Source organism: Secundilactobacillus malefermentans DSM 5705 = KCTC 3548 (assembly GCF_001436395.1).
GTDB lineage: Bacteria > Bacillota > Bacilli > Lactobacillales > Lactobacillaceae > Secundilactobacillus > Secundilactobacillus malefermentans.
In genome coordinates, this window is sequence record NZ_AZGJ01000002.1 from 21,788 (window position 1) to 36,128 (window position 14,341).

Genomic DNA, 14,341 nt, shown 5'->3' on the forward strand with positions numbered 1-14,341 from the left:
TTTGATTATAACCCGAATAAACGTTTGGTTCAATTATCACATCTTGAATCAAAAAGGAATCGGAATAATATTATTCCGACCCTTTATGCCACTACTAACTATTAATAATCTTACTAATAAAATCTTTTGCTCGGTCAGTTTTAGGATGATCAAATACTTCAGTCGGCGTCCCTTGTTCTTGAATATAACCGTCCGCCATAAACCAAATTTCATCTGCCACCTGCTTAGCAAATCCCATTTCATGGGTCACAACGACCATTGTCATTCCTTCTTCGGCCAGCTCTTTCATCACTGCAAGTACTTCTCCAACCATCTCTGGGTCCAAAGCGCTAGTGGGCTCATCAAAAAGCATTACTTGTGGATTCATTGCCAGTGCCCGGGCAATTGCTACCCGCTGTTGCTGACCTCCAGAGAGACTATCAGGATATGCATTTGCTTTTTCTTCTAGGCCAACCCGTTTGAGTAATGAACGGGCCTCTTTTTCAGCGTCTTGGCTGCTCATTTTTTTAACCTTAATTGGGGCGAGTACTAAATTCTGAATGACCGTCATGTTCGGAAATAAATTAAAATTTTGAAAAACCATTCCCATTTTTTCACGCACCGTACTTAGTTCTTTTTCAGATAGCGTCGTTATTTCGGTCCCATTAAACTTAATCTGGCCCTTTGTTGGCGACTCTAACTTATTCAGGCAACGAAGGAACGTACTTTTCCCTGCCCCAGAAGGACCAATCACACAGATAACTTGTCCATCATGAACTTCCTCGGAAATATTCTTTAAAACGTCATTTTTCCCATACTTTTTCGCTAAATCTTTTACTTCAATTACCGCATTATGAGTCATGTTGCATCCTCCCTTCAAAATGATTCAAAATTCTGGTTAGTCCGAACGTTAAAATAAAGTACAGAACCATCGCTACAAACACTGGCATAACACCACGATAAGTGTCTGCACGCACGATATTTAGCTGATAAATTAAATCAGTAACCCCAATAATCGACACAATCGAGCTTTCCTTGATAAGCGAAATAAATTCGTTCCCCAACGCTGGCCAAATATTTTTAAGTGCCTGAGGTAAAATAACGGAACGCATGATATCCGTCTTCGACAATCCCAGACTTTTTGCTGCCTCGTCTTGCCCCTTAGAAACTGAGTCAATTCCACCTCTAATAATTTCAGCTATATACGCTCCACTGTTTAGGGAAACTGCTATTATTCCTGAAACGAGTGCAGGTAAATTGATGATAACCCCAACACCAAAGTAGACGAACAAGACTTGAACCATAAGTGGTGTCCCACGAACAAATTCAATATACCCCACTGCAATTCCCTTCAATAGTTTATTGTTGGCAAGTCGCATTAAGGCTAAAATAACTCCCAATAAAACACCAATGATTCCTGAAACAGCTGCTATGATTAGGGTATATTCAACCCCCTCTGCGAAATACTTCCAGTAATGGCCCATTGAGGTGTTCGCAGTATTAACTTTCAAATATTTTCCAGCTTGATTCAAATAAACCTTATTAATTAGATCATCTTTCTTTATTTCGCGAATACTTTTGTTTGCGGCCGCAACTAGACTATCAGAACCTTTTCTAAACGCAATGGCGGAACCCGTACTATTTTTATCTAACTTATAGGAAGAGTGAATCGCAATAACGCTGGAATCGTTCTTGGCGTATGCCTCTGCCGTTGGCTTTTCCATCCCTACTGCTTCCAATTTATGCGTTTTAAGTGCTAATACCAAATCTGTTCCTTTATCCATTCCCTTAATCGTAACTCCAGGGATATATTTTTTTGCCAAATTATATTGTAGTGTCCCCGTTTGAGCCCCAATTTTTTGGTTTGCTAACGATTTTTGATTTGGATATTTGCTTGCATCCGCTTTATTAATAAGGAAGTCTTGCCCACCCATATAATAAATGTCTGAGAAATCAACGCTTTGTCGACGAGATGGGGTTGGATTCATTCCTCCCAAAACCATATCCGCTTTACCGGTTTCAAGGGCAACCAGCAACGAATCAAACGTCATACTCTTAATCACTAGTTTGACGTGGATGTCTTTCGCTATTTTCTTTGCGATTGAGACATCCATCCCTACTATTTTGCTCTTACCTTTTTGATTAACCTGAAACTCATATGGCGGATAATCAGGGCTCGTCGCTAATACCAAAGTTCCCTTTTTTTGTACTGCTGCAAGTGAATTATCCGTCGCAGCATGAACGCTACTTGGCGCCATAGACATTGCAGTAATTCCCACTATGACCATTGCCATCATTATTAATAACTGTTTTAGTTCCTTCATTATTCTATTCCTCTTTATTTTTCAATTTTCCTGATAGCAATATTTCAATGTTTTATAAGATTCTGACTCAGATGGCAAACCATATGACAAACAACATTTTTTCTGCTATGATAGCGTCAAAGTAAGGAGATGGAGAAATGGCTATTAAAGTTAAACGTCAAGATGACTTAGACGCTATGTTTGGAAAATTTGCTCGAATGGATCCAAAAGACGCTAAACGTGATAAATTTCTAAAGCACGATGAAGCACATAAGGACCTCAAAAAGGCTAAGCCATTACTTGATCGGGACGATCATTTTCATAAATAATTAGTTAATTTTCGAAAAATGGTTAAATAAAATAAGGACTAGGATAAGCTCAGTGCTTGCCTTAGCCCTTATTTTTTATTGATTTAATTCTACTTTCGCTAATTCAATTTGTTTCTTAACCTGATCAAATCCAGTTCCACCTTCAGAATGACGGCGTTCTACCGCAATGGTTGGTTTCAAAACTTCATACACTTGCTGGTCAATTTTTGGATTTATTTTTTTATAATCCGTCAATGAAATGTCTTGTAAGTTTTGATGGTTTTGAATTCCCTTAAGGACTAATTCACCAACAATTTTGTGCGCTTCCCTAAATGGAATCCCCTTTGTTGCCAAATAATCAGCTAACTCCGTCGCGTTAGAGAAGTCATTTTCAACTGCCGCATGCATCTTGTCCTTATTTACCTTTAACGATTTCAACATTCCGTTCAGGACTTTTAAGGATGGTAGAATCGTCTTGATTGTGTCAAAAGTTCCCTCTTTATCTTCCTGAAGATCCTTGTTATAAGCAAGTGGCAAAGATTTCATTGTCGCAAGGAGACCCATCAAGTGGCCATATACTCGACCACTCTTACCACGAATAAGCTCTGCCATATCTGGATTCTTCTTTTGAGGCATGATTGAACTTCCGGTTGTGAAAGCGTCACTGAGCTCAATGTAGTTAAATTCATAGCTCACCCACATACTAAGCTCCTCACAGAATCGTGATAAATGCATCATTAAGATTGAAGCATTACTTAAGAATTCTAAGGCAAAATCTCTATCTGATACTGCATCTAGGGAATTTGCATATACTTTACTAAATCCCAATTCTCTGGCAACAAACTGACGATCAATCGGAAAAGTTGTGCCTGCCAGCGCTGCAGCACCTAATGGCAACATGTCTGTATGTTCTTCATTAAAAGTAAATCGCTCTTTATCTCGCTTTAGCATTTGATAATATGCCATTAAATAATGGCCATAAGAAATTGGTTGGGCATGTTGCAAGTGGGTATAACCCGGCATAATAGTCTCAACATTTTCTTCAGCTAGCTTAACTAACGTACTCTGAACCATGCCAATTTCATCGATAATTTTTGGTAATCGGTTCTTTAAATACAAATGAAAATCCGTCGCAACCTGATCGTTGCGAGAGCGGGCTGTGTGAATTTTGCCTGCAACCGGACCAATTCTGTCCGTTAAAATCGATTCAATGTTCATGTGGACATCTTCGTTAACAGTTGAGAATTCAATCTTACCGGCATGTAAATCGCTTTGGATGCCTTCAAGACCTACAATAATTTGCTGAACATCTGAATCAGGCAAAATTCCTGTTTTACCAAGCATTTTAACGTGAGCCAGTGACCCTTCAACATCTTCATCCGCCATTAATTGATCGAAATTAATTGAAGCACCAAAATCGTTTACCCAACTGGCACTTTCTTCTTGAAAACGACCACCCCATAATTTAGTGCTCATACTTTACCTTCTCGTCCTTTTCTTGACCGGAAACTAAAACTTTTTCTGCTGTTTTTTCATGTGCAATTTGGTTTAGGAATGCTTTTTGTTTATTTTTAATGTTTACTTGTGAATAAACTTGAGTTGGTAATCCCCAAAGCTTTACGAAGCCTTTAGCTGCCTCTTGATCAAATGAATCAGCTGAGGTATAAGTGGCAAGATTTTTATCATAAAGTGAGTTGTCAGATTTACGTCCCAAGACGGTCACGTTTCCCTTAAATAATTGTAACTTAATTGTCCCATTGACCGATTCTTGGCTTTGTTTTAAGAAGGCCAATAAGCTGTCCATTAGTGGTGAAAACCATAAGGCATTATAGATAAGTTCAGTCAGTTGTTTTTCAATGACTGGCTTAAAATGAGCTAAATCCCGTTCAAATGTCATGTCTTCAAGTTCTTTATGGGCCTTAATTAAAACCGTTGCAGCGGGAGCTTCGTAAATTTCACGAGATTTGATTCCTACTAATCGATTTTCAATATGATCGATTCGGCCAATTCCATGTTTGCCAGCAATTTTATTTAATTTTTGAATAATATCAGCTAATTTCATTTCTTGATGATCTAGGGTAACGGGAACGCCCTTTTTAAAATCAATTTCAACAACCTCAGGCTCATTTGGTGTCTCTTCTAAGGGATTAGTCATCGCATAAGCATCTTCTGGAGCTGTTGCCCATGGATCCTCAAGCACACCCGCTTCGTTTGCACGTCCCCAAATATTTGCATCAATTGAATACGGTGAGTCTAAGTCAATTGGAATCGGAATGTTATTATCTTTAGCGTACTTTATTTCCTCTTCACGTGACCAGTGCCAATCTCTCACTGGTGATAATACTTCAAGACTAGGATCCAGTGCATGAATAGCAACTTCAAAACGAACCTGATCATTCCCTTTACCCGTGCAACCGTGTGCAACCGCAATTGCATCGTGCTCATGAGCTACTTCGACCAATTTTTTACTAATTAAAGGACGAGATAAAGCCGAAATCAATGGATATGAGCCTTCGTAATAAGTATGACCTTGCAAAGCGACTAAGGCATAGTTTTCAGCGAATTCATCCAATGTGTCAATCGCATAAGCTTCAACTGCACCTACGTTTAGAGCCTTTTGTTTGATAAAGTCGAGATCTTTTCCTTCTCCAACGTCAATACAACAAGCAATAACGTCATAGCCTTTATCTTTAAGCCAGGCCACTGCGACTGAAGTATCTAGTCCACCAGAATATGCCAAAACAACCTTTTTATTCTCTTCCATTTTGATTCCCTCATTCTCTAATTATTTTTTAATGAATTTGATAATAAAAAGAGAATATCATTATTATACATACTATGCAAGCTTTATACATAAAAAACCGCAATATTCATAGATATATTCATAAATTCGGAATATTTTGGTTAATTTAGCCCAAAAAACAGCTATCCTCATCGAGGATAGCTGTTTTTACTTCTTAGTTTTGTTGTTGAAATCCGTTTGGATAACGCTTATTTAAGCGTTCAATGTTATCTTTTGCGACATTATCAAATGGAATATCTGCCCATTCCGCAACTTGGGAAAGATACCACATCACGTCACCCATTTCCTTCGTCAACGCTTTTTTATCCAAGTTTTGACTATAGAAGGTATATTGTCTAACTAGATCAACGACCTCGCCAACCTCACTTGATAAACCCAAAGCACAGTTAGTTAAAACTTGTTCATTTCCATAAAGCGTACGATTAGCCGCCTTTTGATAATCATTAAATTCCAACTTCGTTACCTCCAAATGCTTGTGTCTCAATCCATTTCCATATATCTTCCTTACCCATTTTAGTTTGAGCAGAAAACATAATAAATGAATCTTTTTTATCAAATTCGAGTTTCTTTTTTATGATACTTTCTTGTTTGTTCCATTTGCCTCGCACAATCTTGTCGCTTTTAGTGGCAACAACTAAGATTGGAATTTCATAGTAGCTCAACCACTGATACATTTGCACGTCTTCTTGAGAGGGCTCGTGTCGTGCATCAACTAACGAGATAACTCCTTTTAATTGTTCACGCTGAGTTAAATAGGTTTCAATCATTTCTCCCCATTTTTCTCGTTCTTGCCTTGATACCTTGGCATAGCCATACCCTGGTACATCCACAAAGTACAGGTCTTCCTCAACTTTATAAAAATTCAAAGTTTGAGTTTTACCGGGCTGGCTAGATGTCCGTGCGTAACTTCTTCTGTTTATCAAAACGTTAGTCAATGAAGATTTCCCAACATTTGATCGACCGACTAGTGCAATTTCAGGATAACCTGTTGTTGGATATTGAGTTGGTGATACAGCACTCATTACGAGTTCAACGTTATTTACTTCCATCATTTGCGTCCTTTCATTTTCCCTCATACCATTCTACCATACCGTCGGACAAATAAAAAAAGCCGAAATAGAATATTCCGACTTAATTATTGGGCTATGAAGCCTTTTGATTCTTCAAAACAATCTCTGGCTCAGCCTTTTCCGTAACAGTTTTTGGTGTAATAATGACTTTCTTAATATCATCTCGTCCTGGTATATCAAACATAATGTCTCGCATAACATCTTCAATAATAGAACGTAAACCACGAGCACCAGTATCACGATCAATGGCTAACTTTGCCATTTCGCGCAAGCTTTCTTTCTTGAACTCTAGCTCAACGCCGTCAAGTGCAATCAGCTTCGTATATTGCTTTACTAAAGCATTCTTAGGCTCTGTAAGGATTCGTACCAAATCATCCTCAGAAAGCTTCTCTAAAGCCGTTAGAATTGGTAAACGACCAATAAATTCTGGAATCAAACCAAATTCCAGTAAGTCTTCTGGGACAACTTGCTGCATAAAGCTCTGATTTTCGTTAATTTTGTTACGTGCTGAATCAGTTCCGAAACCAATTGTTTTGTCACCTAATCGGTTCTTAACAATTGTTTCAATTCCATCAAATGCACCACCCACAATAAACAAGATATTCGTTGTGTCGATTTGAATAAACTCCTGTTGTGGATGCTTTCGTCCGCCCTGCGGTGGTACATTAGCAGTTGTTCCTTCAAGGATCTTCAGTAAAGCTTGTTGAACTCCTTCACCAGAAACATCTCGGGTGATAGAAACATTCTCGGCCTTCTTCGCAATCTTATCGATTTCATCAATATAAACGATTCCTTTTTCAGCTCGTTCAACATCATAATCCGCACTTTGAAGTAGTTTCAATAAAATATTCTCAACGTCTTCACCAACATAACCAGCTTCAGTAAGTGTTGTTGCATCTGCAATTGCAAAAGGAACGTTTAAGATTTTAGCTAAGGTCTGAGCTAAAAATGTTTTACCAGAACCAGTTGGTCCAATCATGCTAATATTACTTTTTTGTAATTCTGGCCCATCTTCGTCTTCTTCTTTGTTTAACTGATTAATTCGTTTGTAATGATTATATACAGCAACAGAGAGCGTCCGCTTTGCTTCCTCTTGCCCAATTACGTAATCATTTAATGAGTCAACGATTTCTTGAGGAGTTGGTACCTTGAAATCAGCAGCTTCTTCATTACTAAATTCTTCATCGATAATTTCTTTACATAAATCGATACATTCGTTACAGATATAAACGCCTGGACCTGCAACAATTTTTTTTACTTGATCTTGTGACTTGCCACAAAAAGAACAATTCACTGGACCATTCGTATCGGTATTTTCAAACAAGCAACTCACTCCTTCTATTATGAATTTTATGAACCCTCACGAATAAACAATATAACACAATCATCAAAAAGTAACATCTAAAGGCTTCTCTTCATGATTAAATTATACAACAAAGACCCATGAAAGAAATAAATTAGCTCTCACAGGTCTTCTATAAAAGCCTCATCAATAATTAAAAATTATTTATTGTCAGCTTTCTTTTCGTCTTTTTTTGCATCTTGTTTTGCAGAATCAGCAATTAAATCAACAGCCTTTTTAACTGCAATGTCGTGCTGTAGCATGTCATCAGAAAGTGCACTACGTACAGCACTCTCTTCCATGCCATATTGGCCAGCCAAGTCTTTCACTTCAGCCTTAATATCGTCTTCTGTTGGTTCAATCTTTTGATCTTCAACAACAGCCTCTAATACAAGGTTAGTCTTTACTCGACGTTCTGCATCATTTTCAAATTGCTTACGTAAATCAGCTTCTGTTGTCCCAGTGATTTGGTAATATGTCTTAGGATCAATTCCTTGTTGTTGCATGTTAGCAAGGTATTGGTCAGTTTGACGTTGGATATCTTCTTGCATCATGGCTTCTGGAATATCCTTAACTTCAGCATTGTCAACAGCTGCAGTAATTGCAGCATCTTCAATAGCATCGTGGGCTTCCTTAGTCTTTTGATCCTTAAGTTCATCTTTAATCTTAGTCTTTAATTCTTCAAGACTATCTACCTCTTCATCAACATCTTTAGCAAATTCATCATCAAGTTCAGGTAATTGCTTCTCCTTAACTTCGTGAATCGTTGTCTTAAAGGTAGCTTCTTTACCTTGTAGGTCTTCGGCTTGATAATCCTTAGGGAATGTTACTTTTACATCAACATCCTCACCAGCCTTGTGACCAATTAATTGGTCTTCAAAGCCTGGAATAAATGAGTTAGAACCAAGTTCTAAGGCGTAGTTGTCAGCCTTACCGCCATCAAATGACTTGCCATCAACTGAACCATCAAAGTCGATTGTAACAGTATCACCCTTCTTGGCAGCTTCGTCTTCTTTCAAGACTAATTCTGCTTGTTGTTGGCGACGCTTTTCAATTTCTGCATCAACATCTTTTTGGTAGACACGTGTGTTTTGCTTTGGAACACTTAAGCCTTCGTAATCGCCTAATTTTACATCAGGTTTAACGGTAACAACAGCTTTAAGAACCCAAGGCTTGCCTTTTTCCATTGACTCAACGTCAACTTGTGGTTGGTCTACTGGGTCGATTTCAGTTTCTTTGATAGCTTGCTCATATGCTTCTGGTAAAACGATGTTTAAAGCATCCTGGTATAAAGCTTCTTCACCATACATTTGGTTGAAAATTTGACGAGGAACCTTACCCTTACGGAATCCAGGTACTGAAAGATTCTTCTTTGTTCGATCAAAAGCTTGATCAATACCTTTTTTGATTTGCTCAGAGCCAATCTCGAATGTTAATTCGCCTTGATTAGCTTCTTTCTTTTCCCATTTTGCAGTCATTATATTTCCTCCGAAACCTCATGTTATTTAATTACAATTCTATTAATTGCATACAAATTTTAGTTTAACGTATCCAAGTCAAAAAGTAAATTACTTTCCAGCAATAACCGCATTCTAACGGTAAAGTTATCCAAAATTCATACTCAAAAAACACAATCATGAAAAAAGAACTCGAAAAGTTTAACTTTTCGAGTTCTTCTTTTAGGCCTAAAACTAAAGAGTTTTAGTCAAGAATTTCTGAAACGACTCCGGCACCAACAGTATGGCCACCTTCACGAACAGTAAACTTAGTACCCTTTTCAATGGCAGCTGGAGCGATTAAGTCAACTTCGAAAGTTACGTTATCGCCAGGCATAACCATTTCAACACCGTTAGCTAATTCGATAACACCAGTGATATCAGTGGTATGGAAGTAGAATTGAGGACGGTAGTTAGAGAAGAATGGCGTATGACGGCCACCTTCCTCTTTAGAAAGGATATAAACTTCAGACTTAAACTTCTTATGAGTTTGAATCGAACCTGGCTTTGCAAGTACTTGGCCACGAACAACTTGTTCACGGTTAATACCACGAAGAAGGACACCAACGTTATCGCCGGCTTCACCAAATTCCAAAGTCTTACGGAACATTTCAAGACCAGTTACGGTACTCTTAAGAACTTCTTCTTGTAAACCAACGATTTCGACTTCTTCACCGACCTTGATAGTACCACGATCGATACGACCTGAAGCAACAGTACCACGACCAGTGATCGTAAATACGTCTTCAACAGGCATCAAGAAAGGTTTGTCGTTATCACGTTTTGGAGTTGGGATATATTCATCAACAACATCCATCAAGTGAAGGATAACTTTTTCTTGTTCTGGATCGCCTTCAAGAGCTTTAAGTGCAGAACCACGAATAACTGGAATATCGTCACCAGGATAATCGTATTCTGAAAGTAACTCACGGACTTCCATTTCAACTAAGTCGATTAATTCATCATCATCAACTAAATCGGTCTTGTTAAGGAAGACAATAAGATATTCAACACCAACTTGGCGAGCCAATAGGATATGCTCACGAGTTTGTGGCATTGGGCCGTCGGTTGCAGCAACAACTAAGATAGCACCGTCCATTTGAGCGGCACCAGTGATCATGTTCTTGATGTAATCAGCATGTCCTGGAGCGTCAATATGAGCATAGTGACGTTTTTCAGTTGAGTACTCAACGTGAGCAGTATTGATCGTTATTCCACGTTCACGTTCCTCAGGTGCCTTATCAATATCAGCGTAATCTTCGGCCTTAGCCAAACCTTTGGCAGCTAAAACTTTAGTAATAGCTGCAGTTAAAGTAGTCTTACCATGGTCAATATGGCCAATTGTACCAATATTTACATGGGGCTTACTTCTGTCATATGTTTCTTTTGCCATTAATGAAACCTCCTGTTTTTATCGCAAGAATAATCTCAGCACCAAAGCCATGGTGCTGGCAATCCTTTGAGTATAATTATACTACTTCTTCACAAAAAGACAAAATGACGTGTCTCTAGAAGAATCCTTAAAGTATTATATAGACTGAATCGAGTTTTGTAAACCAAAAAAAGCGAATTTACGCATTTTTCCTGAAATTTAGCAAAACAAACCAAGTAAAAGAGCATTTATCTGCTTAATATCTATAAAAATTGCAGGAATTTTCAGATTAAAAATTAATTTTTAAAAATCTATTCTGAATTTTTAAACGATTGAATCATACTTTTTGTATATTTTTGCATTTTATTTTGCCATTTTATTATTGCTTTTATTTGTTCGTTTTCTTCATCAATCGTCACTTCAGTATATGAACTAGATAGAACTTGAATCCAAAGCGTCGAATTGGTAATGACGTTTTCGGCAAAGGGATAAAGGTACATGAGCTGCAACCTTAATTCCTCATGCAGCTGTTCACCCAAAATCGGATCGTTTACATCAACTTCTTCATTAAGAATCTGATTAGTTTCTATATAACTCTTAGTTTGCTGGATAGGTAGCAAGTCTCCGGTGTTAAGCGGATGCTCTTTTTCATCTAGCCAATACATATTTACTTTTTCTTGCAGTCTCATCTTTTGCATAGACTCTAATACGCTTGAACGAATAATTGGATGAATAAATGGATCTAACAATAAAAACCTAGCGCTTTTTAGCCACAATAATAGCGGTAATTTTTTTGCGGTTTGAAAGCGTGCAATTTGGACTGAAATCGGCTCATCAGCCATATGATAGAATTGGTTGGCTATTTTTTTGTTAGTCTCTGCCATATTCGATGAACTGCCAATTTCAGCAGATGAAATTTTCTCTAAAACTCTCTCTTTATACTCACCAGGAAAATCTGCTGTACCAATTATTTCTCGAAGCAGAATAAAAGAATCGTTTTTTATTAATACATTTTGAAAGAAGTTAAATAACGGTTCTTCAGCTAAATAAGCTTCAATTGATTCTAAAACTATTCTTTCGGCTGCCACAAACTGATTATCGAGGTAATAAGCATTACTTAGATAAATGTTGAGCTCCTCTGTGGGGGACTCTTTGTATAGCTCCTCAAATTTCAAAACTGCTTGATGATACTTTTCACTTGCAAGTGCCTCTTTTGCGCCGTTCAAAAGTTCTTCATTCATGATAATTCTCCACCTACAAAAAGAACCGAAGCGTGATTACTCCGGTTCCATCTTATTTAGATTCATCTTTTTTGTTTTCTACTGCAGCTGTGTTTTCGTGTTCCTTAGTTGTTTTACTGCGATGATGTTGATTTACTTCCATGATAACGGGCAAAATAACCGGATGACGTTTTGTTTGGTCAAACAAGTAGTGATTTAAATTTTCTCTAACATCTTGTTTTAAATGTCCCCAATCAAATTCTTTATGATCTAGATTTGCTTGGACTACTTTCTTAATGATGTCCGAACTTTCATGCATGAGGTTTTTGTTAGCTTTTACATAAACAAAACCTCTCGACGTAATCTTTGGTTCTGAAATAATTTTCTTTTTCTTTCGATCAATTGTCACAACAGCAACAAATATGCCATCTTCCGAAAGCACTTTTCGATCACGCAATACAATATTTCCAATATCACCAACACCAATACCATCAATCATCGTATTGCCAACGTTAATACTACTGCCTAAATGCATTTCGCCATCATCATATGTGATAACGTCACCCTTAGCAGTCATGAAAATGTTTTCATTTTTGATGCCAACTTCTTGTGCAGCTTCCGAATTTGCTTCCAATAAACGATATTCACCTTGAATAGGAACTAAATACTTGGGCTTCAAGATATTAATCAAAAGTTGTAGATCATTCTTACTAGCGTGTCCTGAAGAATTTAGCTCATCAGAGATAGAAATCACTTCTGCACCAGCACGGTAAATCATATCCCGCGTTTTAGCAACAGTTGTCTCCATTGCATGTGAAGGTGTTGTCGTAATAAAGACTAAATCCCCTGCTTGAATCTGGGGTCCCTTCTCCTGTTGATTAGCCATTCTTTGGAGAGCTTTTATTGGTTCACCCATTTTTCCTGTCTGCAATATAATCGTTTCTTCAGGCGCTAATTTATCTAGGTCTGCTTCCTCAACTAATAGATTATCAACAGGTAATATCAACTTATTTAAACGTAAAGCGGTGTTTACTATTTTTTCTAAGTCATGGCCTGTTAATAAAACTCTACGATTTGTATTAGCAGCCGCATTAAAGACCTGTTGGATTCGGAGAATATTGGAGGCTACACTGGCAACAATAATACGTCCTTCATGATATCTAAAAGTTTCTTCAACATATTTAGCTATATCACGTTCATTGGTTGTTTCAGCTGGATTTTCCGCATTAGCAGAGTCACTTAAAAGCGCCAATACACCCTTTTGACCAATTTCAGCTAATCGACCGTAATCTGTTTGAAAATCACGACCTGCTGTCTGGTCAAACTTAAAGTCCCCAGTATAGACAATTTCTCCTTCATCAGTATCCAAAACAATTCCCATTGATCCAGGAACAGAATGGGTTGTTCGGAAAAACGAAACCTTCACATCTCCAAAATCAATTTCAGCATTTGCATCTACAACGTGAAAATCAGAGAACTTTTTGGTTGTTTCATTGCTTTCCACAGACAACTTGGCTAATTCGATTGTCATTTTTGAGCCAAAAACTGGCACATTGAATTTATTTAAAAAGTATGGAAGTGCCCCAATTGCATCTGCATGGCCATGGGTTAAGAACACGCCGACGATTCGATCTTTATTTTCCTCAAGATAAGAAAAATCAGGAATCACAATATCAATTCCCAATAATTCATTTTCCGGGTACTGAAGTCCACAATCCAAAATATAGATACCATCATTAATGTCAACAACATACATATTTTTGCCGTTCTCACGTACGCCACCAAACGGGCTAATTTTAATTTTACTACTCATAATTCACCTCATACGAACTGTATTTTCGTCTAATAACTATCATTCGGGGATAATTAAGCAATTGCTAGAATTATCGACCTGCTACCTTCATCCAATTTCTTGGAAACGATCTTATTTAAACTGAATACAGTGTACCATATTTTAGAGAAATACAATATATAATGGTGTTTTTTGTGACTTGATGGGATAAAAAAAAGCCCTCTAATTGAGGACTCTTAGAATAGAATTAACGACGTAATCCTAAGCTATTAATAAGATCATGGTAACGTTGAACATCCTTGCCACGTAAGTAAGCAAGTAAGTTACGACGGTGACCAATCTTCTTCATCAATCCACGTTGTGAATGGAAGTCTTTTCTATGAGTTTGCATATGAGTGTTGATTTCAGTAATGTCGGCTGTTAAAACAGCGATTTGAACTTCTGCTGAACCAGTGTCTCCATCATGTCGTGCATACTTTTTAATAATTTCGTTTTTTTGCGTTTGAGTAATTGCCATTGTGTAATACCCACCTTTCAAATTTTTTTGTCCCCTTCACTGAGTAAAACGGCTGTGAGTGTCCGTTAAACTAAGTTAGGGATAGTTATCACACTTTTTCTATTATATCTTAGCCATCAAAGACATGCAAGATATTTTA

Annotated in this window: 13 protein-coding genes; 1 reads left to right on the forward strand and 12 read right to left on the reverse strand. The window is 37.6% G+C overall.

The annotated features are described in order from the left end of the window. Positions 1–94 precede the first annotated feature (94 nt). Together FD44_RS00690 and FD44_RS00695 are read right to left on the reverse strand one after the other, a co-directional pair. Entirely contained in the window at positions 95–841 is a 747-nt protein-coding gene (locus FD44_RS00690; RefSeq protein WP_010620040.1) for an amino acid ABC transporter ATP-binding protein, read from the reverse strand. Next, on the reverse strand, positions 831–2,303 hold the full coding sequence (locus FD44_RS00695; protein WP_010620041.1) for an ABC transporter substrate-binding protein/permease: 1,473 nt from the start codon (positions 2,301–2,303) through the stop codon (positions 831–833). The genes FD44_RS00690 and FD44_RS00695 overlap by 11 nt, the downstream gene beginning before the upstream one ends. A 137-nt stretch (positions 2,304–2,440) precedes the next feature. Between FD44_RS00695 and FD44_RS10610 the strand changes: the two genes are divergently transcribed. Beyond that, on the forward strand, positions 2,441–2,611 hold the full coding sequence (locus tag FD44_RS10610) for an SPJ_0845 family protein (protein ID WP_010620042.1): 171 nt from the start codon (positions 2,441–2,443) through the stop codon (positions 2,609–2,611). Between the two features lie 75 nt (positions 2,612–2,686). On the opposite strand, the gene argH is transcribed toward FD44_RS10610, so the two are convergent. The 10 genes from argH to rpsO form a co-directional block, all read right to left on the reverse strand. Beyond that, complete coding sequence (gene argH, locus FD44_RS00700) at positions 2,687–4,066, reverse strand: argininosuccinate lyase (RefSeq protein WP_010620043.1); 1,380 nt, start codon at positions 4,064–4,066, stop codon at positions 2,687–2,689. Next, entirely contained in the window at positions 4,056–5,354 is a 1,299-nt protein-coding gene (locus FD44_RS00705) for an argininosuccinate synthase (RefSeq protein ID WP_010620044.1), read from the reverse strand. Before FD44_RS00705 ends, argH begins: the two co-directional genes overlap by 11 nt. A 193-nt stretch (positions 5,355–5,547) precedes the next feature. Beyond that, positions 5,548–5,847, reverse strand: coding sequence for a nucleoside triphosphate pyrophosphohydrolase family protein (locus FD44_RS00710; RefSeq protein ID WP_010620045.1), 300 nt, complete (start codon positions 5,845–5,847; stop codon positions 5,548–5,550). Further along, a complete protein-coding gene (yihA, locus tag FD44_RS00715; RefSeq protein ID WP_029327563.1) occupies positions 5,837–6,442 on the reverse strand; it encodes a ribosome biogenesis GTP-binding protein YihA/YsxC in 606 nt (201 codons plus the stop codon). The genes FD44_RS00710 and yihA overlap by 11 nt, the downstream gene beginning before the upstream one ends. A gap of 94 nt (positions 6,443–6,536) precedes the next feature. Further along, positions 6,537–7,787, reverse strand: coding sequence for an ATP-dependent Clp protease ATP-binding subunit ClpX (gene clpX / locus FD44_RS00720; protein ID WP_010620047.1), 1,251 nt, complete (start codon positions 7,785–7,787; stop codon positions 6,537–6,539). Positions 7,788–7,966: 179 nt separating this feature from the next. Continuing rightward, positions 7,967–9,283, reverse strand: coding sequence for a trigger factor (gene tig, locus FD44_RS00725; RefSeq protein WP_010620048.1), 1,317 nt, complete (start codon positions 9,281–9,283; stop codon positions 7,967–7,969). Between the two features lie 223 nt (positions 9,284–9,506). Then, positions 9,507–10,694: an elongation factor Tu gene (gene tuf, locus FD44_RS00730; RefSeq protein WP_010620049.1), complete on the reverse strand. Its 1,188-nt coding sequence runs from the start codon at positions 10,692–10,694 to the stop codon at positions 9,507–9,509. A 290-nt stretch (positions 10,695–10,984) separates the two neighbouring features. Next, positions 10,985–11,914 (reverse strand): hypothetical protein, encoded by a 930-nt coding sequence (locus FD44_RS00735; RefSeq protein WP_010620050.1) that lies wholly within the window; start codon positions 11,912–11,914, stop codon positions 10,985–10,987. A gap of 52 nt (positions 11,915–11,966) precedes the next feature. Further along, positions 11,967–13,706, reverse strand: coding sequence for a ribonuclease J (locus tag FD44_RS00740; protein WP_010620051.1), 1,740 nt, complete (start codon positions 13,704–13,706; stop codon positions 11,967–11,969). Between the two features lie 226 nt (positions 13,707–13,932). Further along, positions 13,933–14,202 carry a 30S ribosomal protein S15 gene (rpsO, locus tag FD44_RS00745; protein ID WP_010620052.1) on the reverse strand — a complete coding sequence of 90 codons (270 nt, stop codon included), beginning with the start codon at positions 14,200–14,202 and terminating at the stop codon, positions 13,933–13,935. Between the last annotated feature and the right edge of the window lie 139 nt (positions 14,203–14,341).